The sequence below is a fragment of the Novosphingobium sp. 63-713 genome, assembly GCF_001898925.1.
Classification (GTDB): Bacteria; Pseudomonadota; Alphaproteobacteria; order Sphingomonadales; family Sphingomonadaceae; genus Novosphingobium.
Window position 1 is genome coordinate 402,369 of record NZ_MKVS01000008.1, and the last position, 24,718, is coordinate 427,086.

At 64.9% G+C, this 24,718-nt stretch carries 25 protein-coding genes; 11 read left to right on the top strand and 14 right to left on the bottom strand.

All coding sequences use genetic code 11. The features are described 5' to 3' along the window. Positions 1–27: 27 nt before the first annotated feature. On the bottom strand, positions 28–660 hold the full coding sequence (locus tag BGP00_RS07015; RefSeq protein ID WP_168604845.1) for a Crp/Fnr family transcriptional regulator: 633 nt from the start codon (positions 658–660) through the stop codon (positions 28–30). 161 nt (positions 661–821) lie between these two features. Between BGP00_RS07015 and BGP00_RS07020 the strand changes: the two genes are divergently transcribed. Continuing rightward, a complete protein-coding gene (locus BGP00_RS07020; RefSeq protein ID WP_292689798.1) occupies positions 822–1,250 on the top strand; it encodes a BLUF domain-containing protein in 429 nt (142 codons plus the stop codon). Between the two features lie 91 nt (positions 1,251–1,341). Here BGP00_RS07020 and BGP00_RS07025 read toward each other — a convergent pair whose 3' ends face one another. Beyond that, complete coding sequence (locus BGP00_RS07025; RefSeq protein WP_168604847.1) at positions 1,342–1,770, bottom strand: organic hydroperoxide resistance protein; 429 nt, start codon at positions 1,768–1,770, stop codon at positions 1,342–1,344. 83 nt (positions 1,771–1,853) lie between these two features. Beyond that, entirely contained in the window at positions 1,854–2,600 is a 747-nt protein-coding gene (locus BGP00_RS07030; RefSeq protein ID WP_168604848.1) for a glucose 1-dehydrogenase, read from the bottom strand. A 118-nt stretch (positions 2,601–2,718) separates the two neighbouring features. On the opposite strand from BGP00_RS07030, the gene BGP00_RS07035 reads away from it, so the two are divergent. Further along, positions 2,719–3,615 (top strand): LysR substrate-binding domain-containing protein, encoded by an 897-nt coding sequence (locus BGP00_RS07035; protein WP_292689797.1) that lies wholly within the window; start codon positions 2,719–2,721, stop codon positions 3,613–3,615. A 58-nt stretch (positions 3,616–3,673) separates the two neighbouring features. Here the strand turns inward: BGP00_RS07035 and BGP00_RS07040 are convergent, their stop codons facing one another. The 3 genes from BGP00_RS07040 to BGP00_RS07050 all read right to left on the bottom strand — a co-directional run bounded on the left by BGP00_RS07040 (position 3,674) and on the right by BGP00_RS07050 (position 6,718). Then, a complete protein-coding gene (locus BGP00_RS07040; protein ID WP_292689795.1) occupies positions 3,674–4,375 on the bottom strand; it encodes a hypothetical protein in 702 nt (233 codons plus the stop codon). A gap of 50 nt (positions 4,376–4,425) precedes the next feature. Beyond that, the gene (locus BGP00_RS07045) at positions 4,426–5,268 is read right to left on the bottom strand and encodes a transporter (RefSeq protein ID WP_292689793.1); all 843 of its coding nucleotides are present in this window, start codon (positions 5,266–5,268) and stop codon (positions 4,426–4,428) included. Between the two features lie 106 nt (positions 5,269–5,374). Next, positions 5,375–6,718: a S8 family serine peptidase gene (locus BGP00_RS07050; RefSeq protein ID WP_292689791.1), complete on the bottom strand. Its 1,344-nt coding sequence runs from the start codon at positions 6,716–6,718 to the stop codon at positions 5,375–5,377. A 114-nt stretch (positions 6,719–6,832) separates the two neighbouring features. Between BGP00_RS07050 and BGP00_RS07055 the strand changes: the two genes are divergently transcribed. From BGP00_RS07055 to BGP00_RS07065, 3 genes are all read left to right on the top strand, one after another. After that, entirely contained in the window at positions 6,833–7,336 is a 504-nt protein-coding gene (locus BGP00_RS07055) for an RNA polymerase sigma factor (protein WP_292689789.1), read from the top strand. Next, positions 7,333–8,061, top strand: coding sequence for a hypothetical protein (locus BGP00_RS07060; RefSeq protein WP_292689787.1), 729 nt, complete (start codon positions 7,333–7,335; stop codon positions 8,059–8,061). Before BGP00_RS07055 ends, BGP00_RS07060 begins: the two co-directional genes overlap by 4 nt. A gap of 215 nt (positions 8,062–8,276) precedes the next feature. Continuing rightward, on the top strand, positions 8,277–9,713 hold the full coding sequence (locus BGP00_RS07065) for a glucan biosynthesis protein D (RefSeq protein ID WP_292689785.1): 1,437 nt from the start codon (positions 8,277–8,279) through the stop codon (positions 9,711–9,713). Positions 9,714–9,751: 38 nt separating this feature from the next. On the opposite strand, the gene BGP00_RS07070 is transcribed toward BGP00_RS07065, so the two are convergent. Then, positions 9,752–10,945 carry an MFS transporter gene (locus tag BGP00_RS07070; protein WP_292689783.1) on the bottom strand — a complete coding sequence of 398 codons (1,194 nt, stop codon included), beginning with the start codon at positions 10,943–10,945 and terminating at the stop codon, positions 9,752–9,754. Between the two features lie 95 nt (positions 10,946–11,040). Here BGP00_RS07070 and BGP00_RS07075 point away from each other — a divergent pair, with 95 nt between their 5' ends. Then, positions 11,041–11,817, top strand: coding sequence for a helix-turn-helix transcriptional regulator (locus BGP00_RS07075; protein WP_292689782.1), 777 nt, complete (start codon positions 11,041–11,043; stop codon positions 11,815–11,817). A 3-nt stretch (positions 11,818–11,820) separates the two neighbouring features. Here the strand turns inward: BGP00_RS07075 and hmpA are convergent, their stop codons facing one another. Continuing rightward, the gene (gene hmpA, locus BGP00_RS07080) at positions 11,821–12,987 is read right to left on the bottom strand and encodes an NO-inducible flavohemoprotein (RefSeq protein ID WP_292689781.1); all 1,167 of its coding nucleotides are present in this window, start codon (positions 12,985–12,987) and stop codon (positions 11,821–11,823) included. A 21-nt stretch (positions 12,988–13,008) separates the two neighbouring features. Next, positions 13,009–13,434 carry a group III truncated hemoglobin gene (locus BGP00_RS07085; RefSeq protein ID WP_292689779.1) on the bottom strand — a complete coding sequence of 142 codons (426 nt, stop codon included), beginning with the start codon at positions 13,432–13,434 and terminating at the stop codon, positions 13,009–13,011. 88 nt (positions 13,435–13,522) lie between these two features. Between BGP00_RS07085 and BGP00_RS07090 the strand changes: the two genes are divergently transcribed. Both BGP00_RS07090 and BGP00_RS07095 read left to right on the top strand, forming a co-directional pair. Then, positions 13,523–13,948 carry an Rrf2 family transcriptional regulator gene (locus BGP00_RS07090; protein ID WP_168604859.1) on the top strand — a complete coding sequence of 142 codons (426 nt, stop codon included), beginning with the start codon at positions 13,523–13,525 and terminating at the stop codon, positions 13,946–13,948. 215 nt (positions 13,949–14,163) lie between these two features. Continuing rightward, positions 14,164–15,159, top strand: a complete 996-nt coding sequence (locus BGP00_RS07095; protein WP_292689778.1) for an aromatic ring-hydroxylating dioxygenase subunit alpha — start codon at positions 14,164–14,166, stop codon at positions 15,157–15,159. A gap of 16 nt (positions 15,160–15,175) precedes the next feature. Here the strand turns inward: BGP00_RS07095 and BGP00_RS07100 are convergent, their stop codons facing one another. Then, on the bottom strand, positions 15,176–16,468 hold the full coding sequence (locus BGP00_RS07100; protein WP_292689777.1) for an MFS transporter: 1,293 nt from the start codon (positions 16,466–16,468) through the stop codon (positions 15,176–15,178). 330 nt (positions 16,469–16,798) lie between these two features. Here BGP00_RS07100 and copC point away from each other — a divergent pair, with 330 nt between their 5' ends. Both copC and copD read left to right on the top strand, forming a co-directional pair. Beyond that, complete coding sequence (gene copC / locus BGP00_RS07105; RefSeq protein ID WP_168604862.1) at positions 16,799–17,188, top strand: copper homeostasis periplasmic binding protein CopC; 390 nt, start codon at positions 16,799–16,801, stop codon at positions 17,186–17,188. Further along, positions 17,188–18,093: a copper homeostasis membrane protein CopD gene (gene copD, locus BGP00_RS07110; protein WP_292689775.1), complete on the top strand. Its 906-nt coding sequence runs from the start codon at positions 17,188–17,190 to the stop codon at positions 18,091–18,093. The genes copC and copD overlap by 1 nt, the downstream gene beginning before the upstream one ends. A gap of 36 nt (positions 18,094–18,129) precedes the next feature. Here the strand turns inward: copD and BGP00_RS07115 are convergent, their stop codons facing one another. Both BGP00_RS07115 and BGP00_RS07120 read right to left on the bottom strand, forming a co-directional pair. Continuing rightward, complete coding sequence (locus BGP00_RS07115) at positions 18,130–20,337, bottom strand: xanthine dehydrogenase family protein molybdopterin-binding subunit (RefSeq protein WP_292689772.1); 2,208 nt, start codon at positions 20,335–20,337, stop codon at positions 18,130–18,132. Then, positions 20,334–20,795, bottom strand: coding sequence for a (2Fe-2S)-binding protein (locus tag BGP00_RS07120; RefSeq protein ID WP_273616646.1), 462 nt, complete (start codon positions 20,793–20,795; stop codon positions 20,334–20,336). The genes BGP00_RS07115 and BGP00_RS07120 overlap by 4 nt, the downstream gene beginning before the upstream one ends. A 192-nt stretch (positions 20,796–20,987) precedes the next feature. Here BGP00_RS07120 and BGP00_RS07125 point away from each other — a divergent pair, with 192 nt between their 5' ends. After that, positions 20,988–21,836 (top strand): aldose 1-epimerase, encoded by an 849-nt coding sequence (locus BGP00_RS07125; protein ID WP_168604866.1) that lies wholly within the window; start codon positions 20,988–20,990, stop codon positions 21,834–21,836. Here the strand turns inward: BGP00_RS07125 and BGP00_RS07130 are convergent. Next, positions 21,827–23,203, bottom strand: coding sequence for a putative 2OG-Fe(II) oxygenase (locus BGP00_RS07130; protein WP_292689767.1), 1,377 nt, complete (start codon positions 23,201–23,203; stop codon positions 21,827–21,829). The genes BGP00_RS07125 and BGP00_RS07130 overlap by 10 nt on opposite strands. Beyond that, positions 23,200–24,714 carry a tryptophan halogenase family protein gene (locus BGP00_RS07135; RefSeq protein WP_292689766.1) on the bottom strand — a complete coding sequence of 505 codons (1,515 nt, stop codon included), beginning with the start codon at positions 24,712–24,714 and terminating at the stop codon, positions 23,200–23,202. Before BGP00_RS07135 ends, BGP00_RS07130 begins: the two co-directional genes overlap by 4 nt. Positions 24,715–24,718: the final 4 nt, after the last annotated feature.

Consider the following 24,718-nt stretch of genomic DNA (forward strand, 5'->3'; position numbering starts at 1 on the left):
TTACCCCCGTCGGCCAGACAGGCCGGTTCAGTTCCGGACGGCCTCAAGATGAAGATATTGCGGGTTGAAATCGCCAAGCGCGGCCAACCGGTCCCAGTCATTGACCTTGACCATGCGCCGTTCGGTATGGATCAGGCCGGTTCGCCGCATTTCCTGCAGGGTGCGGTTGACATGGACAGCGGTCAATCCGGTCGCATCGGCGATCTGATCCTGCGTCATGGGCAATTCATAGGAATCGCCCTCCAGCAATCCTGCCGAGCGCAGCCGCATGGCAAATTCGCAAAGCAGATGGGCAATGCGACCGCGCGCATCCCGGCGCCCGACATTGGCAACCCATTCTCCGCAGATCGACGTATCGATCAGGGTTTCTCGCCAGAGCGCATCGCGTATCGCCGGTCGTTCGGAAACAAGGCGCTGGAGATCATCGGCGCGAAACAGCGCCAGCCTGCCGGGCGTCAGCATCTGCAACGTATGGATCGCCGTGCCCAGCAGCCCGCTTTGCAAATCGGGGAAGTCACCGGGGACATGGACGGAAATGATCTGGCGCGCGCCGTTGCGAAGCGTGCGGTGGCGATAGGTAAAGCCCGCGAGCAGGCCTATGCAGCCCGTCGAATGCTTTCCTTCATCAAGGATGATCTGGCCAGCTTCCACCTCTTTCACTCTGAAAGGAAGAGCCAGAAAAGCATCCTGATCTTCCTGTCCAAGCGGTTCCAGCTGATTCAGTTTATTCAGCAGCGGGGCAAGCACCGGCCTTGTTCCCTACGATACTCATACCGAATGTCGGACTACCCCCAAAAACGATCCACAGCTATAAAAGCTCCATGCTGAGATCTCTTCTTTATGTAAGCAAGAGCACCTTATCGCTTCCCGAGCAAGGGTGGCGAGTTGAAGAAATCGTTAAACTATCCCGACACTTCAATGCAAAGGTCAATATAACCGGCGCGTTAATGTTCACAGAGCTGTATTTTGCCCAATTTCTTGAAGGGCCGGGCGATGAAATTGACGCTCTGTTCAAGAGAATCCGCCGCGATCCGCGGCATGAGCGCCTCGATATTGTTAGGGAAAGCGTGCAGGAAGTTAGGGTATTTCCGGGATGGAGCATGGCCTATTCCGGCCCCCACCTTTTCGTCGGCAGCCAGTTTTCCGCCTTTACCGCCTTGGCCGGGCAAAGGGAGAGAGCGCGCGCGGCTGACCATCTGATCGCAACCATGGCGGCTTTGGTTCAGGCTGGACGTTCAACATTTAACTGATTGCGCAAAAGCATCGCCGGTTTTCAGGAACCACAACGCATCAGGGGCGCAAAGGATACCCTTCGCGCCCCTGAAAAATGCTCGAAACGTGTCAGGCCAGTTTCAGACTGACGCTGATATTGCCGCGCGTGGCATGGCTGTAGGGACAGATCGTGTCCGCCTCGGCAATCAGCGCCTCACCCGCCGCGCGATCGACCCCGGGCAAGGACACCGCCAGTTCGACCGTCAGGCCAAAGCCTTTGTCATCGCGCGGGCCGATCCCCACCGTGGCCCGGACGCTGGCATCGGCGGGAACGCGCGGCAGGGCCTTGTCCTGCGAGGCGGCAAATTTCATCGCGCCCAGAAAACAGGCCGCATAGCCCGAAGCGAAAAGCTGTTCGGGATTGTTGCCCTGTCCATTGCCGCCCATTTCCTTGGGCACGGCCAGCGTCACGGAAAAGCTGCCGTCATCGGTTGCGGCCTTGCCGTCGCGGCCGCCGGTGGCTGTGGCGCTGGTCGTGTAACGGGGGGTGATCGTCATGGAATGCTCCTTGTTGGGGGGCGAAATCGGGCTGCCCGCATCCCCTTGCCCGTTCATCGGGATGCGGGCCTTTGGTCACGGGTTCAGATCTGTACCTGTCCGCCATCGACGAAGAGTTCGATGCCATTGATATAGCTTGCATCGTCCGAGGCAAGGAACAAGACGGCTTTGGCGATCTCCTCGGGTTGGGCAACGCGCCCGGCCGGAACCAAACTGGCCAGATAGTCCTTGGTTCCCTCAGCATTCTCGCCAAACAGATGGGTGACGCCGGGCGTGTCGGTCACGCCGGGGCTGATGGCGTTGACGCGGATGCGGCGGTCTTTCAGATCAAGGATCCAGTTGCGGGCAAAGCTGCGCACCGCCGCCTTGCTGGCTGCATAGACGCTGAAAGCCGGATTGCCCGAAATGCTGACGGTCGAGGCGGTCAGCACCACCGAGGCCCCATCGCGCAGCAGCGGCAGCGCCTTTTGCACGGTGAAGAGCACGCCTTTGACGTTGGTGTCGAACGTGCTGGCGTAATGCTCCTCGCTGATCGCGCCCAGCGGGGCAAATTCGCCGCCGCCCGCATTGGCGAACAGGGCGTCGATCTGGCCATGCTGCTGCTGGACGGCATCATACAGGCGGTCGATGTCGTTCAGGTCGGCCATGTCGCCGCGCACGCCCGTCACCCGGCCACCGATCGCCTTGACCGCCGCGTCCAGCGCTTCCTGACGGCGGCCGGTGATGAAGACCGAGGCCCCCGCATCGGCAAACGCCTTGGCCGTGGCCAGACCGATGCCCGAGGTGCCGCCGGTGACCACCACCACCTTGTTGTTGAAATCCTGTGCCATGGTTCATTCTCCTGTTGCTTGGTGCGGCACCCTTCGTACCGGTGAAAGAGGAGATGCACCCGGAACGATCTTGGCTGTAGTCGGCAAAAATGATACTTGTCGTTCCATCAAAGGAACGATGATGCGCGCCGACCTCAATGACTATGCCTATTTTGCCGCCGTGGTGGCCCATGGCGGCTTTGCCCCGGCCGGGCGCGCCCTGCGCGAGCCCAAGTCGAAACTGAGCCGCCGCATCGCCGGGCTGGAAACGCGGCTGGGCGTGCGGCTGATCGAACGGTCCAGCCGCCGCTTTCGCGTGACCGAGGTGGGGCAGAGTTTCTATGAACGCTGCCGCGCCATGCTGGAGGAGGCCGAGCGGGCCGAAGCGGCCGTGGCCGAGGCGCAGGCCGAGCCGCATGGCCGGGTGCGCTTCAGTTGCCCCACCGGCCTGGTCGAGGTGGTCCATCCGCTGATCACCACCTTTCTGGCGCGCTATCCCAAGGTGCGGCTGCAGTTGCTGGCGACCGACCGCGCGGTCGATCTGATCGAGGAGCGCATCGATCTGGCGCTGCGCGTGCGTGTGGCGCTGACCAGCGATGCGGCCCTGACGATGCGCTCGCTGGGCCATTCCTCGCGCATTCTGGTGGGCAGCCCGCAAATGGCCGGTCGCATCGGCGGCGATATTGCCGCGCTGGCCGGGCAACCGACGCTGGGCACCGGCGACGAGATCGGCGAGGTGGACTGGCATCTGGAGCGCGGCGATGGCGCCACCCACCATCTGCGCCACGAACCGCGCATGACATGCAGCGATTTTGCCGCCGTGCGCGCCGCCGCCATTGCGGATCTGGGGGTGGCGCTGCTGCCCGATCACGTCTGCGCCGAAGCATTGGGCGATGGTCGGCTGGTGCGCCTGTTGCCGCCATGGCGCGCGCATCGCGGCATCGTCCATCTGGTGTTCACCACGCGGCGGGGGCTGCCCCCGGCGGTGCGGGCGCTGATCGACCATCTGGCCGCCCGGTTTCCCAAGGAACCGTGAAACGGCCTGCCCCGGCCAGGGCAAACCCGGCCGGGGCAGGATCAAAAGGGCCGATGCCTTACAGGCCCAGCAGCTTGTTCAACCGACCGATCACCGACGCATTCAATGTGGTATGGGTCGAGGTCGCCAGTTGCGTTTGAGCCGCCAGCAATGATTGCCGCGCGGCGGCAAGGCCCGCCTGATCGGAGGCCAGCCTTGTCTGATCGGCGGCCAGTTGGTTCTGGGCGGCGGTCAGATTGGCCTGCGCGGTGGCGATGGCGGCGGCATTTTGCGGCGAGGCGCTTTGCACAGCGCTCAACGCTGCCTGAGCATTGGTCAGCGCGAGCTGATCCGCCGAGATATTGGCCTTGTCCGCCGCAATCGCGCTGGAATAGCTGGTGATGGAAGCGCGCGCGCTGATGGTCGAGGATTTATAGAGCGCCAGCGCCCCCACGACCGATTTGGACGAGGCATGCGCCAGCGCCGTATCCGATGCATGGGCCGCATTCAGCTTGCCCAGCATGGCGGCGGCCCTGTCCATCGAGGCGGCACCATTGGCATTGGCGGCGACACCGGCATGAACACCCGCAGACGCCGCCGCAGGCAAACCGGCCGCCGCCGGAACGCCTTGCGGAATATGGGCCGTGGCCACGCTGGGCGGCCCCATGGTGACAAAGGCGGGCGGGCCGTGCGGCACATTGGCGGGCGGCGCGGCAAAGGCCGATGGCGCGGCCAACAGGGCCAGCATGGCGGTGCTCATGGCAACAGGATTGTATCGCATGTCGAACTCCTTGAACGATGGTTTCGTGACTGCCCCCTTGCTTCCCCCTGTCAGCGCATCAGGCTCAACCGCAGCCCCGCGCCCACGCGCGGACTGGCCCGGTTGAGCCCGCCCATGGCATAGGCGGTGATCCCCAGCCCGCGCCCGATCCGATAGGTCATGTAAGGTGAAGCGATGGCCTGTCCCGGCAGGCCCGCGACGACCGGATCGCGATAGGCAAGGCTGAGCCCGTAATTCGCTCTGGCCGAGGGGCGGAAATTCAACCCCGCCGAGGCCATGATCCCATTCTGAAGCTGATAGAGGGCCGGGCTGCCCAGCCAGGAATAGCCCACCGAACCAAACAGCATCACCCCCGGAACCAGCGTTTTGTAAAGGTTCGCGGTCAGGGTGTAATCGGTCTTGCCGGTGCCGATATAGGTGGGCGCGGTGGGCAGTTTGACGCTCCCGCCCAGCTCGAGCGAGGGCAAGATCCCTCTTTCCCGCACCACCATATAGGCCCCCGTCAGCGCCAGATCGCCCAGCCCAGAGCGGCCGGTGGTGGCCGTGGCGGAGGGCGAGGAGACGATCACGCCGCCCACCATCTGGCCCGGCCCGTTGATGAATTCATAGGGCAGGCTGGCCTGAAGCCGCAGGCGGCCCAGTTGCGCCTTGGCGTCTATCGGAATGCTCCAAACCGTCGTGTCGGCGGCCGCGCCGTAATGGCCCGCCGAATAGTCAACCCCGGTGGCCAGTTCAAAATGCGGCGCAGGCAAGGCCTCGCTGTCCTGCGCAGGCAAGGCCGCCGATGATTTCACACCCGTTTGCGGATCGGCGGCCCCGGCATGGGCCCCTGTATGCACCGATGCCGCCATGCCGATGCAGCCCAGTGCGGCCGCCAGTTTCAATGTCCTCATGTCCCACCTATTTCGACTGTGATGGTTTAACCGTGTCGAAGGGGAAGACGCGCGGAGGGTGTGGCTTCTTTCAGCGGGCGGAAAATTTTTTTCAAAACGAGGCGGCTCAGGGCGTGTCGATGATCCCCTTGCCGTAACCGGCCGCGCGGCCATGGGGATGACGGGCAGAGGCGGCCAAAGCGGCCAAGGCGCGATGGGCCAGCGCCGGATCCGGGCGGGGCAGAGCGGCCGACAGTCGCCCGCTGATGATGGGCGCGGCAAAGGATGTGCCGCGCACCATATCGATCCGCCCGGCGGCATCGGGCGCCGAAGCGATCCCTTTGGCCACGAAATCGACGCGCGGCACATGGCTGGCCTCGGGCAGCAGCCGGTCCTGCATATCGACCGCCGAAACGGCCACGACGCCCGGATAGGAAGCCGGAAAGAGCGGGCGGGCCTGCGGTCCGTCATTGCCCACCGGGGCCACGATCAGATAGCCGCGCCCCACCATGACGCGAATGGCGGCCTCCACCATCGCATTGGGCGGCCCGACCATGCTGACATTGACCACCGGCACCTGTTCGCGCGCCATCCAGTTCAAACCGCGCACCAGCAATTCGGCCGAACCGCCAGTGGGCGATGTGCCATAGACATCGGCCACATAGAGCTTTTTGAGCGGCATCCGCCCCTGCGCATCACGCGATGCCTGAAGCATGAGGGCGGCGACCGAGGTGCCATGATCGGCCGGTGTGGGCGATGGTCCGGCGAAGGGTTTTTCCAGAACCTCCACCTGCCGCAGGCCGGTCACGCTGCGCGCCACACCGGTGTCGATCATACCGGCCGCCTGCTCTCCGGCGGATTGAAAAGGCTGGGGCGACAGGGCCGGTCCGGGGCGGCGGCCCGATGGGAAGAAGACATGGTTTTGGTCGAATGTTCCCTCCGGCGCGATCTGGCGCAATCGCCTGATGGCGCGCGGTGTGTTCTCATCCGGCTTGGTCAGGACCAGCATGGCCAGATCCAGCCCGTCCAGCCGGTTCTCGCGCAGGATGGTGAAACCGGCCTTGCGGATCGCCTCAAGGCGCGAGGCGGGGATGTTGTAGGCCAGGATCTCGGCCCGAACGGCCAGCGCGCCGTTGCGGTCGGTTTCAAACACATCCGGGCGTGCCTTGGCGATTTTGCGAGCCTCTTCAACCCGGCCGCTGGACAGGCGCTGGCTGCGCGCCTCATTGGCGATAGCCTGCGCCGCCGCCTCGCCCCCGCGCAGCAGGCCCAGATCCGCCGGAGGCCCATGCGCCACATCGGGCAGGTTGGGAAAGGGATGCATCCCCATACCCATACCCATACCCATGCCGCCATGCCCTTGCGCCATCGCCGCCGGAGTCAGGGCGACAGAGCAGACCAGCGCGGCCGCCAACAGCCGCACCGCGCCGCGCCTGCCGCAAGCCGCCTTGTCGACAATACTAGCCATCATCGGATAGGGTCCATTTTCCATCTTCCTGCGCATCGCGAAAATTTTTGCGCCTGGCGCGCGTCTACCGGAAAGAAACGTCCGACCCCAAGCGTCTCTTTCACAAGGGGATGAAAATTGGACGAGTTACGCCGAGGAATTGCCGCTCTATTGCCGAAATTGCGACGGGTGGCCTGGGCCTTGACCCAGCATGAGGCCGACTCGCTCGATCTGCTTCAGGCGGCGGTGGAAAAAGCATTGAGCCACGAGGCCGGGGCCCCTGGTTCCGACCGGCTGGGTTATTGGATGTTGCGGATCATGAAAAACCTCTGGATCGATGAAATGCGCAAACGGCGGCGTTGGCAAAGGATCGTGACGCCCCTGCCCGATGACAATGACCCTTCCGATGAAGGAGACGCCGTGACCGCCAGCGAGCGCCGCGTCGAACTGGCGCGGGTGCGTCAGGTGCTGGAAACCATGCCCGAGGATCATCGGCTTCCGATCCAGCTCGTGGTGATGGGCGATCTGTCCTATTGCGAGGCGGCCGAGTTTCTCGACATTTCGGTGAGCGCTTTTACCAGCCGTCTGGCGCGTGCGCGCTCGGGCCTGCTCCAGACCCTCAAGGCGCAGGAGGCATCATGATGCTGGGCGATGTGAACGAACTGGTTGTGCGCTATGTCGACCGGGAAATGGGAGAAGAGGAAAATCGGGCCTTCGAGGCCATGCTGGAGGCACGCCCCGAATTGCAGGCGCTGGTGGCCGAACACACGGCCCTGCGCGCCGGCCTGATCGAGGCGTGGGGTCCGGCGCCGGGCGAGGATGATCTGGCGCGCATTCACCGGTTGCTGGAGGCGCCGACGGATGCCGCCCAGCCCTTGCCGCCTGCGCGAAAGTTTCAGGCGCCTTATCGTTTCTGGCCGGTGGCGGCCATGGCGGCCTCGCTCGCGCTGGGGGTAATGATCGGCGGGTGGAACGGCTCGCCTTCCGGGACAATTCTGCGGGTCGAGAAGGGGCAATTGATGGCGTCGGGCGGGCTGGATTCGGCCTTGTCGCGGCAAGTGAGCGCGCAGGCCGACAATTCGCCGGTGACGATCCGCCTGAGCTTTCGCACGCAGGATGGCATTTGCCGCATCTTCTCGATGGCCGGAGGCACCGCCGGGCTGGCCTGCCGCCAATCGGGCCAATGGCGCGTGCAAAGCACCGTGCAGCAGGAGATGGCCCATCGGCAGAGCGAATATCGTCTGGCGGGGTCGCCTGTTCCGCCCTCGCTCATGGCGCAGGTCGATGGCATGATCGCGGGCGAGCCCCTGTCAACCGAGGATGAAAACCGCGAAATCGCCAAAGGATGGGCCGGGCCGAAATCGTAAAACCCTGCCCCTTTCCCCCTGCAAGGCACGGTTCATCGCCTCACCCGGTCCGTTCGCCCCGGAACATCTTGGGCGCCCGTCACATTCTATTCGCGTAAATCCGCCGTACAGCGGAACAGCGCGAGTTTGCCCCCATGATCCTACAAAACGCATCCACCGTCTGTTCACGCCGAGGCGTTTGCGGCGGTATTCTCGGGCTCCCGTTCCTTGCGCTGATGCAGGGGGCGGCCGCCGGCGGCCAAGGCAGCCCACGCTTTGGCCCGCCCCAGAGCTTTTCGTGGGAGGCGCTGATCGAGCGCGCAAGGATGCTGGCGGCCAAGCCCTATGAGGCGGAGCGTGACGCGCCCGGCGCGCATGGGATCGACTATGATGCCGCGGGCAGGCTCACTTACGGGCCCGCCACGGCGCTGGGCGGAACGGTGCGCCTGCTGCCGGTCAGCCGCTATGCGCCTGTGCCGGTCCGGCTCAACTTCATTCAGGGCGGCCAGGCGCGCCGCCTGCTCTCCGGCCAAGGGTTGTTTGCCGGAGGGCGCGATGCGGCCCCGGCTGGTTTCCGCGTGCTCAACGCCCGCGCCGATGGCGATTGGCTGTCCTTTGTGGGCGCCTCCTATTTCCGCAGCGCCGGGGCGCAGAACCAGTATGGCATCTCCGCAAGAGGCGTCGCGGTCGATACGGCGCTGGAGGGCGGCGAGGAATTTCCACGCTTCACCGAGTTCTGGATCGAGACCGCAGGCGATGCCCATGTCCGCATCCATGCTCTGATCGACGGTCCCAGCCTGTCGGGCGCGATGCGGATCGACAGCACCAACGGGCCGGACGGGGTGATACAGGATGTGACCGCCGCCTTTGCCATGCGCCGCGACATAAGGCGGCTGGGCATTGCGCCAGCCTCCAGCATGTTCTGGTATGACCAGAATGGCGCCACGCGCGCGACGGACTGGCGGCCCGAAATCCATGATTCAGACGGTCTGGCGATTGTCGCGGCCAATGGCGAGCATCTCTGGCGCCCCCTGCGCAACCCGCGCCATGCGCGCACCAACGCCTTTGCCACCACCGATCCGCGCGGCTTTGGCCTGATGCAGCGCGACCGCCGTTTCGCCGATTATCAGGACGATGGCGCCTTTTATGATCGCCGCCCCAATCTCTGGGTGGAGCCCTTGGGCGATTGGGGGCCGGGCGCGGTGATGCTCTATGAATTTCCCACCGATTCCGAAACCACCGACAATATCGCCGCCTTTTGGGTCAGCGATGCGCCGATGCGGGCGGGCGGCTATCATGAATGGCGCTATCGGCTGCACTGGATATCGCATGATCCCTCGGCGGGCGCGGGGGCCCATCTGGTCGATCAATGGAACGGCGCGGGCGGCATACCGGGCTCTGAGGCGCGGCAGGACACGCGCAAACTGGTGTTTGATTTCGAAGGTGACAATCTGGCCGGGCTGGACCGGTCGAGCGGGGTGGAGGCAGTGACCAATCTGCCCCCAGCCGCCGTGGTGGCGCAGGCCGCTTATCCGGTGGTGGGGATGGCGCGGCGGTGGCGCGTGACGCTGGACATGCGCCCCGCCGCGATCACCCAGCCGGAATTCCGCCTGTTTCTGCGGCACAAGGGCGCCGCCTTGTCCGAAACAATCATCGAGCCGATGATGGCCTGAGGGCGGCCCGTTGGCATGGCGGATGCCAGGCGGCCTGATCAGCCCCTTTTCGGATTGGGCAGGAACACCGCCAACAGGCCGATTGCGGGCAGGAAAGCACAGATCGCATAGACCGTCTCGATCCCCGCACGGTCGGCCACCTCGCCAAGGACAGCCGCGCCCAGCCCGCCCATGCCAAAGGAAAAGCCGAAGAACAGACCCGAGATCATGCCGATCTTGCCAGGCACCAGATCCTGGGCAAACACGACAATGGCGGGAAAGGCCGAGGCCAGGATCAGGCCGATGGCCACCGTCAGCGGCCCGGTCCAGAACAGGCTGGCATGAGGCAGCAGCAGCGTGAAAGGCAGCGCGCCAAGGATCGAGAACCAGATCACATATTTGCGTCCAAACCGATCACCCAGCGGCCCGCCCGCAATCGTGCCCACGGCCACCGCGCCCAGAAAGACGAACAGGTGGAGCTGCGCCACCTCGACCGAGACGCCGAAACGGTGGATCAGGTAAAAGGTGAAATAGCTCGTCAGGCTGGCCAGATAGACATATTTCGAGAAGATCAGCGCCAGCAGCACCGCAATGCCGCCCAGCACACGCCCGCGCGGCAGGGGTTCGGCCGATTTGCGCGCACCACTACCGGCCGAAAGGCGGGCCAGACCGTGATGGCGATACCATTGCCCGACATTCCAAAGGATTGCGCAGGACAGCAGCGCCAGCAAGGCAAAGGCCGCCAGACTGGTCTGTCCCCAGCGCACGACGACAATCGCGGCGGCCAGCGGCCCCAGCGCGGAACCGGCATTGCCGCCCACCTGAAACATCGACTGGGCCAGCCCATGCCGTTGCCCCGCCGCCATACGCGCCACGCGCGAGCTTTCGGGGTGAAACACCGATGATCCCATGCCCAGCAAAGACGCGCCCACCAGCAGCAGCCCGTAACTGTGCGCCACCGACAGCACCAGCAGCCCCGCCAGCGTGAATAACGTGCCGCCCGGCAGCGCCAGCGGCGTGGGGCGTTTATCGGCATAAAGGCCGATCAGCGGCTGAAGAATCGAGGCGGTAATCTGATAGGCCAGCGTGATAAGGCCGATCTGGGCAAAGGACAGGCCAAGCTCGTCCTTCAGATTGGGATAGATCGCGGGCAGCAGCGATTGCAGCATATCGTTGATAAGATGGCAGGCGCTGATCGCGGCGATGATGCCGTAGGCGGTGGTTTGGGCGGCCGTGTTTTTGGTCCCGTGCATCGTTCATATCCAATTGTGTTGCCCGAGCGCTATAGCGCCTCGCGCCTTGGCCCGCATTCCTGTATGGGTCTTTCCTTTTCGCGATTGGGACAGGCATGCCTTGGAATAATCCCGAAGCGGTGGACCATATCGACCGGCCCATCATCGGCGTCGGCAATGAATATCCGCCCGCCTTTGAACTGGACTGGCATCAGCATCGGCGCGGGCAATTGCTCTATGCGGCGCGGGGCGTGGTGGTGCTTTCCACGCCGCAGGGCGCATGGGTGGCCCCGCCCGAACGCGCAGTGTGGACGCCGGGGGGATGCCCCCACGCCGTGCGCATGGTCGGCGCGGTCAGCACGCGCAGCGTTCTGGTCGAACCGGGGGTGCAAGGCTCGCTGGGCGGGGAAACCAAGGTCATTCAGGTCTCGCCCCTCTTGCGCAGCCTGCTGGAGGCGGCCTGCGAGATTGCGCCCGAATATGACCGCGACGGGCGCGACGGCAAGCTGATGGCGCTGTTGCTGGCCGAACTGGCGCTGGCGCCCACGGTGCCGCTGGCGGTGCCCTTTCCCCAGACGCCCGCGCTGGCGGCCAAGTGTCAGGCCTTTCTGGAACAACCCACCCCGCGTGACAGCATAGACCAGTGGAGTGCGGATCTGGGCATGGGGCGGCGCGCCTTCACCCGCGCCTTTCGTCGGGAAACGGGCCTCAGTTTTGGCGAATGGCGGCAACAGGCCTGCGTGCTGATCGCCCTGCCCCGTCTGGCGCAAGGTGAGGCCGTGACGGGCATCGCCTTCGATCTGGGCTATGACAGCGCGGCGGCCTTTACCACCATGTTCAAACGCCGCCTTGGCGTCCCGCCCAACCGCTATCTGCCGGGCGGGAGCCTATAGGGATCAATCGAGCGCTTCGGCCGGGCCAAAGAATTCGAAATGGCGGCGGGTTTCGGGCAGGCCGATCTGCGCCAGCGTACGGTTTACAAAGCCCATGAAAGGCTTGGGGCCGAGGAAATAGGCATCGGCCTCAACCGGCACCCATGCCTGCAATTGCTCGACCGAAGGGCGGCCCGAGGGGCCATCCTCATGCCCGCCCTGTTCATAGACGATATGCGCGGTAAAGCGCGGATAGTTGCGCGCCCAGCCGTCGATCACATCGCCAAAGGCATGGACATCGCCATTGCGGGCATAGTGAATGAAAGTCACGTCGCGCTTGCCTTCCTCCAGCGCGGCCTGCGCCATGGCCAGCGTGGGCGTCACGCCGATGCCGCCCGAGATCAGCGCCAACGGAACCTCGCTCGATGCCAGCACGAATTCGCCCGCCGGGGGGAACACGTCCAGCACATCGCCCTGCCCCACATGATCGTGCAGATGGTTCGAGGCCACGCCGCCCGGTTCGCGCTTGACACTGATGCGCAGGGTGCGGCCATCGGATTTTTGCGAGAGCGAATAGTTACGGCGCAATTCCTGCCCGTCGATGGTCAGCCGCAGGCCCAGATATTGGCCCGGTTGATAATCAACCACCGGGCCGCCATCGACGGGTTCGAGATAGAAGGAGACGATCTCGGCGCTCTCCACCTGCTTGCGCGCCACGCGGAAGGGCCGCGCCCCGCGCCACCCGCCCGGAGCCTGCGCAAGGCGGTCATATTCGGCGCCCTCAGCCCCGATCAGGATGTTGGCCAATTGCCAATAGGCCGCGCCCCATGCGTCAATCACCGCATCCGTGGCGATTTCCTCACCCAGCACTTCGCGGATCGCGCGCAGCAGGCAGGTGCCGACGATGGGGTAATGTTCGGGCAGGATCTGCAGCGCGACATGCTTTTGGATGATCTGAGCCGGAAGCGCGCCCAGCGCCCCCAGATTGTCGATATGGCGGGCATATTGCAGCACCGCATTGGCCAGCGCGCGCGGCTGGGTGCCATGGGCCTGATGCGCCTGATTGAACAGCGGGCGCACCTCGTCATATTCGGACAGCATGATGCGGTAGAAATGGGTGGTCAGCGCCTCGCCGCCGGTTTCAAGAATGGGAACGGTGGCCTTGATGATGGCGGTCTGTTCGGGGGTCATTACAGGCTCCTTTTGGGGGTTTCAGGCAGCGTTTTGAGAACGGGGCAGACGGAAGAAGAGCGCCAGTTGCAGGCTCTCGGCAATGCGGCGGGCCTTGGTCTGTATGGCCAGCGCGTCCTGGGGGCTGAGGCACTGGCGCGCGGTATCCTCCCACAGGGTCAGCCAGCGGGCGAACATGGCGGGGTTCATCTCCGCGCGATGGCGCATATGGGCGGCCACGGGATTGCCGTGATAGGCCCCGCTGCCCAGCATCACCGAGGACCAGAATTGCGCCATGCGGCCAAGGTGCGCAGGCCAGTCCTCGGGCGAGATCGCCCCGTTGAACATCGCGCCCAGTTCCGGGTCGGCGCGCACGCGAGCGTAAAAGGCATCGACCAGACCGGCCAGCGCGACATCGTCAAGCGCGGGCGTTGGCACCGGATCCGGGCGGTTTGCGGGGGAGGTCATGGAACGACTCCAAATCATGCATCTTGGATGCTATATATGGGGGTGAAATATATCATGCAAGTGAAATGCATCTTTAGGATGAACCCTTATGCGCCTGACCCGCTTCTCTGATTATGCTGTGCGCGTGATGCTCTATCTGGCCACGCATCCCGATCGCCTGTGCTCGATCGGCGAAGTGGCAAAGGCCTATGACATCTCGCAAAATCACCTGATGAAGGTGGTCAGCGATCTGGCCGCGCATGGCTATGTTCAGGCGCTGCGCGGGCGCAACGGGGGGCTGCGGCTGGCCCGCCCGGCGGCGGAAATCAACATCGGCCGCCTGATCCGCCATACCGAGGGCGAGATCGATCTGGTCGGCTGCGGCACCTGCAAACTGGCGGGCGCGTGCCAGTTGCCCGGCCCGCTCGATCTGGCGCTCGACGCCTTCTTTGCCGTGCTGGAGCGCTATACGCTGGCCGATGTGATGGGGCCGCAGGGCGAGAAATTGCTGGAGCGCCTTTCGATCCACGAATGATTCTTGACTCAAATCTCCGTTCCAATTTATCCCGTCCATGCCCGTTCTGCGGGCACAGCCTGGTGGCCGGTGCAAACCGGTCTGGGAAGGCGCCCATGGCGTCATGCTGCAGGCCCCACAGCTTAATGCGGGAAAGTCCCGCGCGTGGGTGCGGGCATGCAGCGATCAAAGACAACAGGCATGGCCCGCTCCCTCGTTTGGAGAGGAGAATTGCAATGGCCGCCCAGTCTTATGTCCGCAACGCATGGTATATGGCCGCATGGGCCGCCGAGGTGCCTGCCGACGGCTTCCTCGCCCGCACCTTGCTGGACGAACCATGGCTGATCCTGCAATCGAGCGATGGCGCCTGGGTGATGATGGCCGACCGCTGCTCCCACCGCTTCGTCCCGCTCAGCCGGGGGCGGCGCGTGGGCGATGGGGTAGCCTGCGGCTATCACGGGCTGACCTATGGCATGGATGGCACCTGCATCTTCAACCCCTTTGGCAAGGCGCTCCCGCCCGAGGCGCGCGTGGCCACCCGTCCGCTGGTCGAGCGCCACGGGGCCTTGTGGTTCTGGCCCGGCGAGGCGGAGCGGGCCGATCCCGCCACGATCCCCGATTTCTCCTTCATCGACGATGCCCGCGATGCGCGCGACCATCTGCTAATGGATGTGAATTACGAGCTGATCGCGGACAATCTGCTCGACCTCAGCCATGCTGAATTTCTGCACACCGAGACCTTCGGCGTGAATGGCGCGCTGTTCGAATTTGGCGAACAGACGGCTGAGAGCGACGACACCGGCGCGGTGTGGAACAAGTGGGACATGAACGGTTCGCGCCCGCCCGAATGGGCCGTGCCTATGGTGGGGGACGCACGGGTCGATCAATGGCTGCATATGCGCTGGCACGCTCCGGCCTCGCTGGCGCTGATGATCGGCGTGGTGCATTCGGAAACCCGCGCGCCGGTGGTGCCGCCCATGGCCAACCCGCATATCCTGACCCCCAAGAGCGCGCGCGAGACGCATTATTTCTTCACCCGCGACCATGGCGAGGAAGCCGCGCAAATGGCGCGCCGGGTCTTTCTGGAGGAGGATGAGCCGATGATCCGCGCCCAGCAGGAAGCGATGGGCGATCAGGATTTCTGGGCGCTGCGCCCGGTCATCCTGCCATCGGACGCCGCCGCGATCCGGGCGCGCCGCCGCCTGATGCAGATGCGGCGCGAGGAAGCCTGAATGATAGGGGCGCGCGTTAGGCCGCGCGCCCCTGCATCCCGATGGCAAGCGCCGCAAACAGCGCCGGGATCGCCAGCAGCATCAGGATCGAGGAATAGCCCAGCCCCAGCCCCAGCAAGGCCCCGCCCGCCAGACTGCCCGCAATTGAACCGATCCGCCCGCAGGCATTGGTCCAGCTGACCCCGGTGGCGCGCACGCGGGCCGGATACCACCCGGCGGCATAGGCCATCAGCCCGACCTGTCCGCCCGAAACCGTGGCCCCCGCCATAAAGATCAGCACGGGCAGCACAGCGTTCTGCGCCGGAACCCGCCCGATCAGCACGACAAACACCCCCACCAGCGCAAAGGCCACCGCCAGCACCCGGCTGGGCCGGAAACGGTCCATCAACAGGCCCAGCACCACCGCCCCGATGGTCCCGCCCACCTGAAACATCGCGGTGGCCAGCGAAGCCTGCTTCATCGAAAAGCCCTGCGCGGTCAGCAGCAAGGGCATCCAGCTGGTCAGCAGATAGACGATGGACAGGGTGATGAAGGACGTGACCCACAGCAGCACAATGCCCCAGGCCGGGCGCGAGCGAAACAGGTCGCTCAGGATCGATCCTTGCGCGCGCGGCTGTGCGATAGCATGGGCCGACCAGCCCTCAACCCCCGCGATGCGTCGGGCGATGCGGTCCAGCGCGCGGGCATTGCCGCCGCTGCGCTGCAGATAATCCACCGATTCAGGCACCAGCATCCACGCCACCGGCACCAGCAGCAAGGGCGCCACCCCCGCCCCCATGATAACCATCCGCCATCCCACCAACGGCTCGGCCCATGCCGTGATGAAACCGCCCACCGCCGAGCCAAAGGTAAAGCCGCAGAACATCGCGGTGGTCAGGCTGGCCTTCTTGCCATCCGGGCAATATTCCGAGGTGAGCGCGGTGGCGCAGGGCAGCGCCCCGCCGAGGCCAAAGCCGGTCAGAAACCGCCACAAGGACAGCGAGGCCAGATCAGGCGCATAGGACGAAATGATCGTCATCACCGCAAACCACAGGGTCGAGGCCACCATCATCCGCTTGCGCCCGAACCGGTCGGCCAACGGCCCGATAATCAGCGCGCCCGCCACCGAGCCGAACTGTCCCGCGCCGAACACCGAGGCCAATTCAGGCGGCGCCTGATGCAGCCCTTGCCGAATCGCAGGCGCCAGAAAGCCCATCAGCGCGACATCGAAACCATCGAGCGCAGCCACCAGAAAACAGACCGCAAACAGCGTGATCTGCAAGGCCGACAGGCGGTGGGCATTCACCAGCGAAGGGAAAGTGGTTTCCATGAACGAGCCTTTGTTGCGCGGTGCAGGCTCCATTGCAGGCCATGGGCATGCGTGCCGGGCGGCCATGGCCGCCTGACTGCGTTCTTCTCCCCTGTGGCCCGGTCGGGAAACCCTAGCCGGATCTGTTGCGGGGATAGGGTGGTGGGCGGGCCGGGTCAAATGGAGGCGGCGTGAATACGATGCCAGACCATGGATGCCAAAGCGGCGCGGCGAAACGGCATAGTGTTGCGCGCCGCAAGGCCGAAATGCCCTTTCACTCCTGCGCCCGATGATCGTATGACAGGATCGGGCAAAAGCCTTTACCAGTTCCTATCCGGGGAGTTCGATCCGATGCGCCATATTCTCGCCTCCACTCTGGCCGCCTGTGTTGCGGTTGCCGGTTTTGCCGCACCCGCGCTGGCCCATCCCAAGATCGTTTCCGCCAACCCGGCCGAAGGTTCGACCGCCGCCGCCAAGGTGACGCAGGTTTCGATCACGTTCAGCGAGCCGCTGATGGCCGCGATGTCGGGCATGGATGTGGTGATGACGGGCATGCCGGGCATGGCCAATCACGAACCGATGAAGATGACCGGCGTTAAAACCGCCCTTGCCGCCGACAAGGTGACGCTGGTGGCCAAGCTGCCCCGCGCGCTGCCCGCCGGCACCTATGAGGCCAACTGGCATGTGGTTTCGACCGACACGCATCGCGTCGCGGGCAAGCTGAACTTTACCGTCAAGTGATGGGCGAAACGCTGGTCTGGCTGCGCTGGCTTCAGTTCATGGATCTGGGGCTGGTGTTTGGTGCTGCTCTGACGGCCCGCCTGCTGGGCCAGCGTGTCGCTTCGCCTTGGGGACGGCGGGTGCTGGGGCTGGGCTGCGTTCTGGGGCTGGCGCTGGGGGCTGGCGAATTTGCCTTCATCCTGGCCCGCATGGCGGCCAGCACGGTTGCTGATCTCGATACCGAGATGGTCTCGACAATGCTGACCGACACGGCCTTGGGCTGGGCGGCGATCGCGCGCGGGCTGTTTCTGACGCTGGCTCTGGGGGTGATCCTGTGGCGGCGGCGCAATACGCCTTTGCTGGCGGTCGCGGTGCTGGGCGGGCTGGCAACGGCCTGTCTGGCTTGGGGCGGCCACGCGGCGGCCTCGATGGGTTTTGCCTCATTGGTCCGGCTGGGCGGCGATATGGCGCATTTGTGGGCGGGCCTGACATGGCTGGGCGCGCTGCTGCTGTTTACCGCGCTGGTGTGGAGCAGCGGGGCCGATGATCGCACGGCGCTGGCCCGGCTGGGGCGGCAATTGGGCGGATTTGCGCTGATCGGCACGGTGCTGGTGGGCGTGCTGGTGCTCAGCGGCTTTGACAATCTGCTGTTTCTGGCCCCGCCGGGGCAATGGGGCGTGATGGCGGCAACGCCCTATGGCCGGTTGCTGCTGACCAAGCTGGGCCTGTTTGGCGCGATGTTCCTGCTGGCCGGGCATAACCGGTTCCATCTGGTGCCTGCTCTTGAGCGGGCCATAGATCCGCGCGCGCGGCATCGCGCTCTGGCCGCGCTGCGGCGCAGTGTTACGCTCGAAACGCTGCTCGCGCTGGGCGTGATCTGGTGCATTGCGGCGGCGGGCACGATGGATCCAATGGGCGCCGCATAAAGGAAGCGGCGGGTTTTACCCCGCCGCCCCGTTCCATCACGCAAACCCGGCCAGCGGCATCTTGCGCAGGCGCTTGCCCACCAGCCGCGACACCGCATTGGCCACCGCAGGCGGCACCGCGGGCAGGCCCGGTTCGCCAATCCCGCCCATCGGCGCGCCGCTTTCCACGATCCGCACATGCACGCGCGGCATACGGTCGGGCGTCAGAATAGGATAGCCGTCGAAATTGCGCGCCGCGCGCAGGCCGTCCTTATACACGGCCTCCTCGATCAGCACTTCGGACAGGCCCAGCGCCACGGCGGAATTGACCTGCGCCTCGATGATCGCGGGGTTGACGATGCTGCCCGGATCAATCGCCTGCCAGACATCGTGGACCTTGATCTGGCCATCGGCGATGGAGACCTCGGCAATCGCGGCGGTTTCGGTGCCAAAGGGCGAGGCCATGGCTATGCCGCGCGCGCGCTTGCTGCCATCGGGCGCGGTGAAAGGTCCAGCCTTCCAACCGCCCGACAGATCGACCGCCGCCTTGATCAGATTGGTCAGCCGCGCATTGCCCTCCAGCAGTTTCAGACGCAGCGCATAGGGGTCCTGCCCGCCCTTGTCGGCCAGTTCGTCAAGGAACGTCTCATAGAAGAAATCGTTCATCGAATTGCCCACCGAGCGCCAATAGGCCAGCGTGGTCGGGCTTTTCACGAAAACCTGCGCGATGCGCTTGGCGGGCAAGGCATATTTCTTGCCGGTCAGCCCTTCCAGAGCGGCATCGTCCAGCTTGGCCGCGCGCTTGTCGGCAATGCCCTCGGTCGGACCTTCGGTAACGCTGATCGCCTCGATGGCCACCGGCATGCCCTTGGCATCCAGCGCGCCGCGAAACCGCACCGCCGCCATCGGGCGCAGCGGATCACGCAGGAATTCCTCCTCACGCGTCCAGATCAGCTTGACCGGACGCCCCACCCGCTTGGCCAGTTCCAGAGCCTGCGGCCAGGGCGTGCCATGGGGATAGATGAAATGGCGGCCAAAGAACCCGCCCAGCAGCGGCGAATGGATGTTGATCTTGTCCGCCGCCAGACCCGAGGCCTTGACCACCTCGGCCAGGAACATTTCGGGCGCCTGATTGGGGAACCACATGTCCAGCGTGCCATCGACATTATACCGCGCCAGCGCCGAGGGCGGCTCAAGCTGGGCATGGTTGACGAACTGGCTGTGATAGGTGGCGGTCACCGTGCTGGCCGCCCCGGCAAATCTGGCGGCCATGTCGCCTGCGGTTTCGGCAACCTCTTCCTTGCCCTGATAATTGGCGAGGTATTGCGCGAAAGCCTCGGTCGAGAAATCGGCGGGCATCGGGCGATAGGTCTCGCCGCTTGCCTCGGCCCAATCGACCTGCGCCGCCTCCACCGCGCGGCGCGCGTGCCAGAAACGCTCGGCCACCACGGCCACCGCGCCGGGCAGGACGTGCACCGAATGCACGCCCTTCATCGCCTTCACCTCGGCCTCATTGCGGATCTTGCCCACCGTTTGACCCAGACGCGGCGCATGCTGAACCGCAGCGTGCAGCATCCCGTCGACCTTCATGTCGATGGAGAATTGCGCCTTGCCGGTCGATTTGGCGCGGACGTCGATCCGCGCCTGACGCTTGCCGATCCAGCGAAAGTCCTTGGGATCCTTCAGCGCCACATTGGCGGGTGCGGGCATATCGAGCGCAGCGGGCGCCAACTCGCCATAGGTCATCGCCTTGCCGCTGGCCTTATGGATCACGCGGCCCGGCTCGGTAGTCAGCTCGCCCGCCGGAACGCCCATCTTCTGCGCGGCGGCCTGCACCAGCATGGCCCGCGCCGTCGCGCCCAGCTTGCGCATCGTCGCATAGGAACTGCGCACCGAGAAAGACCCGCCGGTAATCCGCATCTGGCCAAAGACGACCTGATAATCGGGGCCGGGAGGCGCGTTTTCGACAGTGAAACTGGCCGGATCGGCGTCCAGTTCCTCGCCCACGATCTGGGCCATCGCGGTCCACACGCCCTGCCCGCCCTCGGCAAACGGGCTTTGAAACAGGATGGTGTTGTCAGGCCGGATCGCCAGAAAGGCCGGGACCCGCGTGCCCGGCACCACCTTGGCGGCCCCTTGCGCCCGCGCCGCGCCCATCGGCACACCAAAGCCCAGCACCAGCGCGCCCACGCCGGCGCCCGCAATAAAGCCGCGCCGCGAGACATTGACCGGATCATTCACCGGCGTTTGAAACGGCAGGTTCATGCCTTCTTCTCCAATCCGGCCACGTCGCGCACCGCCGCCTTGATGGCGTTATAGGTGCCGCAGCGGCACAGGTTGACCATCGCGGCCTCGACATCGGCATCGCTCGGCTTGGCGTTCTGCTTGAGCAAAGAGGTCGCCGCCATCACCTGTCCCGACTGGCAATAGCCGCATTGGGGCACCTGATGCTTGACCCATGCCTCAACGACCTTCGCGCCCACGGGGTCCTTTTCCATCGCCTCGATCGTGGTCACCTTGCGGCCCGCCACGGCCTCGACCGGCGTGACGCAGGAACGCATCACCGAACCATCGACCAGCACCGAGCAGGCGCCGCATTGCGCCACGCCGCAACCATATTTGGTGCCCGTCATCCCCAGATCATCGCGCAGGACCCAGAGCAAGGGCGTGTCGCTCTCGGCATCGACTCGGCGTTTTTGGCCGTTGATGGTCAATTCGATCATGATTTTTCCTGAAATCTCGGCAAGTTAAGGGCCTTGGCGGGGGTGCTTGGCCCATTATCGCATGGGGCGATATTAACGGCTTGGCCTATAGCATTCATCATGAAATTCATTCAACGGCAACGGAGCATAATTTGCCATTCCATCCGTTTGCACAGCTCTTCTCTTTTCCCGGCATCCGGCTAGAACCCGCCCATGACCGATGACACGCTGATCCATCTCGCCAAGGGCGATGCCATTTGCCAGATCGCGCCCGCGCTGGGCGGCTCGATCCGGGCGCTCGATTGCGGCGGGGTGCCGGTGCTGCGTCGCGCGGCGGGGGACAATCTGCTCGATATGGCGTGTTTTCCGCTGGTGCCCTTTGCCAACCGGATCGCGCATGGGCGGATGGCGCTGAACGGGGCGGATCATGCGATTGCGGTGGATCCTCTGGGCGCCCCCCATGCGATCCACGGCAATGGCTGGCAGCGGGCGTGGCGCGTGGAACAGGCCGGGACCGACCATGCCACGTTGCGGCTGGATGAGGCCGCCGGCGACTGGCCCTGGCCCTATGCCGCGTGGCAGGCCTTTACGCTGGAGGAAAATGGGTTGTGGGTCGAACTCACCATCGAGAACCGGCATGAGAGCGAAGCCATGGCCGCAGGCTTTGGCCTCCACCCCTATTTCCCGCGTTCACTGGAAAGCACTGTGACGGCCAGCGCCGAGGTGATGTGGTTCAATGATCCCACCGGTCTTGCCGTTTGTCCGCAGGAATCGGGCTTGTTTTCCGGCGCTCCGGTCGGGATCGAGGCGCTGGAGGGGCTGGACAATTTCTTTGTCGCACCCGATCCGCAGATCGTGATTGCCGGGCCGGAAATGACCGTCACCCTGTCCGGCCCCGGCGCGGGCTTTCACCTCTATTGCCCCGGCGACCATGATTTCTTCTGCGTCGAACCGGTCAGCCACGCACCCAACAGCTTTGGCCGGGGCGAATGGGGGCCGCAGGATATCCTGCCCGCCGGAGAGCGCCGCAGCCAGCGCTATCACTTTGCCTTTCAGGCTTGAACAGGCACAATATCAAAAGCGATATTGAGGCGCTCCCCTGAGGTGGTCGGCACCGTGCCATGCCACAGGGTGGAAGGGAACAGCACCAGATGGCCCCGCCGGGGGGCAATCGTGGCATAAGGCGCCAGGTCGAGGCCGAGTTCGGGCGGCGGCGCGCCATAGTGGAAATGACCGGCGGGCGCGGGCGCGTCGTCCTCGGGCAGGCTGACGTAGAAGGCGCTGCTGATCCAGCCCATTGGATGTGAATGGGGGATGTTGTATCCCCCGCCCGTCAGGCGCACCGACCAACTGCCGCTGATCCGCAGGTCATGGCGCGGGCGCGAAAGCAAGGGATGCGTGGGATCGGGCGCGGGCAAAGCCGCGACATAATCCTTCACCGCCGCCATCAATGCCTCGCGGACGCGTTGCAGGATCGGCTCATGGCGCAGCAGGACAGAGCGGTCGGTCTGCGTGCCGCCACGCACCGATTGTTCGGGATAGGGCAATTGCGCGACATGCAGCGCACGCAGGCATTCGCCCAGCTCATTCAGGTCGCCCTCGCCCAGTCCCACGTCCATGCTGCGCACAAAATCGTCATCGAGCCAGCACCTGCGCGGATCATCCAGCAGGCGCCAGCAGGTCGAGACATAGGGCCACGCCTGCCCCGCCAGCGGCGATCCGGGAGCGGCCTGCGCCAAAGGCAGGGCGATGGAGAGCGCGCGCGCAGGATCACCCGCCCGCAGGGCAGCGCGGATGCGGGCGATCTGGATAAAGGGATCGTCCCACGCCGATGTGGCGGCCAGCAGGCGCGCGGTTTCAGCCCCATTCCCGCTTTCACTGGCGATGAACAGGCGCGCCTCGGTCAGGGGCTTGGTCTGGCCCAGATGGCGCTCGGCCTCGTCCAGAATGGCGCAGGCGCGGGGCCAGTCACGGTGCTGCGCCACGGCGGAAAACCAGCCCAACCACAGACCCTGCGCGCGGGGATGCGCGCGCGCGGCCGCAGCATAGGAAGCATCGAAATCCTGCGCATCACCCGCCACCCAGCGCAGCGATGCCAGCACGCGATGCCCATCCAGCCATTGCGGATCTTGCCCCAGCGCAGCGGAGAGCAGATCGACCGCCCCGCCAACATCCCCCTCGCCGGCCAGCGCCATGGCCTGATTGCGCAGGGCGTCGGGATTGTCGGGCCACAGGCGGCAGACCTGCGCAAACAGATCCGCAGCAGGGTAGCCCAGTTCATAGCGCGATTGCGCGTGAAGAAAGGCGATCAACCGATCATCGGGCGCCAGCGCATGGGCCTGCGCCATGGCCTCGTCGGCCTCGATCATGCGCTGCATCGAGCGCAGCACGCGGGCGCGATCCCGCCACTGGATCGCGATCGAACTCATGACATCGCGCAATGCTGGGCCAGAACCGCGCCATGCATCGGCATACGCGCCGCCTCGGCCGCCATCGCGCCGCGCAATTTGCCCAGCCAGTCGCGCGCATCGATGCCGCGATAGTCGATCAGCGGGTCGAGGCCCTCCGGGATATTCCCCTGCCCCACATGCACCGCCAGCCACGAGGGCGGCGCAAACAGATCAAGCTCGCGCGCGATCAAGCGGCCATGGCGGCGGAAATGCTCGATCTTCAGCGCCAGCGTATCGGGAATATCCATGGCCGAAACATAGCGCCACAACTCGCTGTCCTGCCGCTGGGTCAGCTTGTAATGCAGGATGATGAAATCGCGGATGCGCTCCATCTCGCCATGGGCAATGCGGTTGAATTCATCGCGGGTGGCGGGATCGAAATCCTTGTCGGGGAACAGCGCGAGGATCTTGGAAATATTGGCCTGTATCAGATGGATCGAGGTCGATTCCAGCGGTTCGAGGAAACCCGAGGAGAGGCCCACCGCGATGACATTCTTGTTCCAATGCTGGCGGCGGCGGCCTGCGGTGAAACGAACATGGCGCGGATCGCCCAAAGCCTCGCCATCGAGGCGCTGGCTCAGCAACTCGGCGGCGCGGTCATCCTCCATAAAGTCGCTGCAATAGACATAGCCGTTGCCGATACGATGTTGCAGCGGAATCCGCCATTGCCAGCCCGCCTCGCGCGCGGTGGAGCGGGTATAAGGCGTGGGGTTGGGATCGGCCTTGGGATGGGCGCAGGGCATCGCCACCGCGCGATCACAGGGCAGCCAGTGCGACCAGTCCTCATAGCCGGTCTTGAGCGCTCCCTCGATCAGCAGCCCGCGAAAGCCGGAGCAGTCGATGAAGAGGTCAGCCTCGATGACGCGCCCATCCGCCATCGTCACATCGCGCACATAGCCGGTTTCGCCGTTCAGCCCGACATCGGCAATCTTGCCCTCGATCCGCGTAACACCGCGCTTTTCGGCATAGGCGCGCAAGAAGCGGGCGTAGAGGCCCGCATCGAAATGATAGGCATATTCAAAGGTGGAGAGCACGCTGCGCTGATCGGGCGAAGGGTGGGAAAAGCGCCCGGCGCGCGCGATATGCCAGGCCATCGAATAATCATCGAGCGGCGTGTCATCCCCCGCCATCCGCGCTTTCAGCCAATATTGATGCAGCGGCACCATGTCGAAATTGCGGCCATGCGGGCCAAAGGGGTGGAAATAGCGGCTGTCCTCACGCCCCCAGCCGACAAATTCGATGCCCAGTTTAAAGCTGCCCTTGGTGGCGGCCATGAACTCGCGCTCGTCGATGCCCAGCGTTTCGTTGAAGATGCGGATGGGCGGGATGGTCGCCTCGCCGACGCCGATGGTGCCGATCTCCTCGCTTTCGATCAGCGTGATCGCGCAATTTTGCCTGAGCGCATTGGCCAGCATCGCGGCCGCCATCCAGCCCGCCGAGCCGCCGCCCACCACCAGAATCCTGCGGATTTTCCGATCGGAATCGCCCATCGTC

Bases quoted from the DNA above. Each gene is read 5' to 3' on its own strand.
- BGP00_RS07070 (WP_292689783.1), bottom strand. From the start codon at position 10,945: ATGCACGGGACCAAAAACACGGCCGCCCAAACCACCGCCTACGGCATC.
- BGP00_RS07045 (WP_292689793.1), bottom strand. From the start codon at position 5,268: ATGAGGACATTGAAACTGGCGGCCGCACTGGGCTGCATCGGCATGGCG.
- BGP00_RS07120 (WP_273616646.1), bottom strand. From the start codon at position 20,795: ATGATCGAATTGACCATCAACGGCCAAAAACGCCGAGTCGATGCCGAG.
- BGP00_RS07040 (WP_292689795.1), bottom strand. From the start codon at position 4,375: ATGCGATACAATCCTGTTGCCATGAGCACCGCCATGCTGGCCCTGTTG.
- BGP00_RS07135 (WP_292689766.1), bottom strand. From the start codon at position 24,714: ATGGGCGATTCCGATCGGAAAATCCGCAGGATTCTGGTGGTGGGCGGC.
- BGP00_RS07020 (WP_292689798.1), top strand. From the start codon at position 822: ATGCTGAGATCTCTTCTTTATGTAAGCAAGAGCACCTTATCGCTTCCC.
- copC (WP_168604862.1), top strand. From the start codon at position 16,799: ATGCGCCATATTCTCGCCTCCACTCTGGCCGCCTGTGTTGCGGTTGCC.
- BGP00_RS07030 (WP_168604848.1), bottom strand. From the start codon at position 2,600: ATGGCACAGGATTTCAACAACAAGGTGGTGGTGGTCACCGGCGGCACC.
- BGP00_RS07130 (WP_292689767.1), bottom strand. From the start codon at position 23,203: ATGAGTTCGATCGCGATCCAGTGGCGGGATCGCGCCCGCGTGCTGCGC.
- BGP00_RS07025 (WP_168604847.1), bottom strand. From the start codon at position 1,770: ATGACGATCACCCCCCGTTACACGACCAGCGCCACAGCCACCGGCGGC.
- BGP00_RS07050 (WP_292689791.1), bottom strand. From the start codon at position 6,718: ATGATGGCTAGTATTGTCGACAAGGCGGCTTGCGGCAGGCGCGGCGCG.
- BGP00_RS07060 (WP_292689787.1), top strand. From the start codon at position 7,333: ATGATGCTGGGCGATGTGAACGAACTGGTTGTGCGCTATGTCGACCGG.
- BGP00_RS07115 (WP_292689772.1), bottom strand. From the start codon at position 20,337: ATGAACCTGCCGTTTCAAACGCCGGTGAATGATCCGGTCAATGTCTCG.
- BGP00_RS07065 (WP_292689785.1), top strand. From the start codon at position 8,277: ATGCAGGGGGCGGCCGCCGGCGGCCAAGGCAGCCCACGCTTTGGCCCG.
- BGP00_RS07095 (WP_292689778.1), top strand. From the start codon at position 14,164: ATGGCCGCCCAGTCTTATGTCCGCAACGCATGGTATATGGCCGCATGG.
- BGP00_RS07075 (WP_292689782.1), top strand. From the start codon at position 11,041: ATGCCTTGGAATAATCCCGAAGCGGTGGACCATATCGACCGGCCCATC.
- copD (WP_292689775.1), top strand. From the start codon at position 17,188: ATGGGCGAAACGCTGGTCTGGCTGCGCTGGCTTCAGTTCATGGATCTG.
- hmpA (WP_292689781.1), bottom strand. From the start codon at position 12,987: ATGACCCCCGAACAGACCGCCATCATCAAGGCCACCGTTCCCATTCTT.
- BGP00_RS07035 (WP_292689797.1), top strand. From the start codon at position 2,719: ATGATGCGCGCCGACCTCAATGACTATGCCTATTTTGCCGCCGTGGTG.
- BGP00_RS07085 (WP_292689779.1), bottom strand. From the start codon at position 13,434: ATGACCTCCCCCGCAAACCGCCCGGATCCGGTGCCAACGCCCGCGCTT.
- BGP00_RS07100 (WP_292689777.1), bottom strand. From the start codon at position 16,468: ATGGAAACCACTTTCCCTTCGCTGGTGAATGCCCACCGCCTGTCGGCC.
- BGP00_RS07090 (WP_168604859.1), top strand. From the start codon at position 13,523: ATGCGCCTGACCCGCTTCTCTGATTATGCTGTGCGCGTGATGCTCTAT.
- BGP00_RS07125 (WP_168604866.1), top strand. From the start codon at position 20,988: ATGACCGATGACACGCTGATCCATCTCGCCAAGGGCGATGCCATTTGC.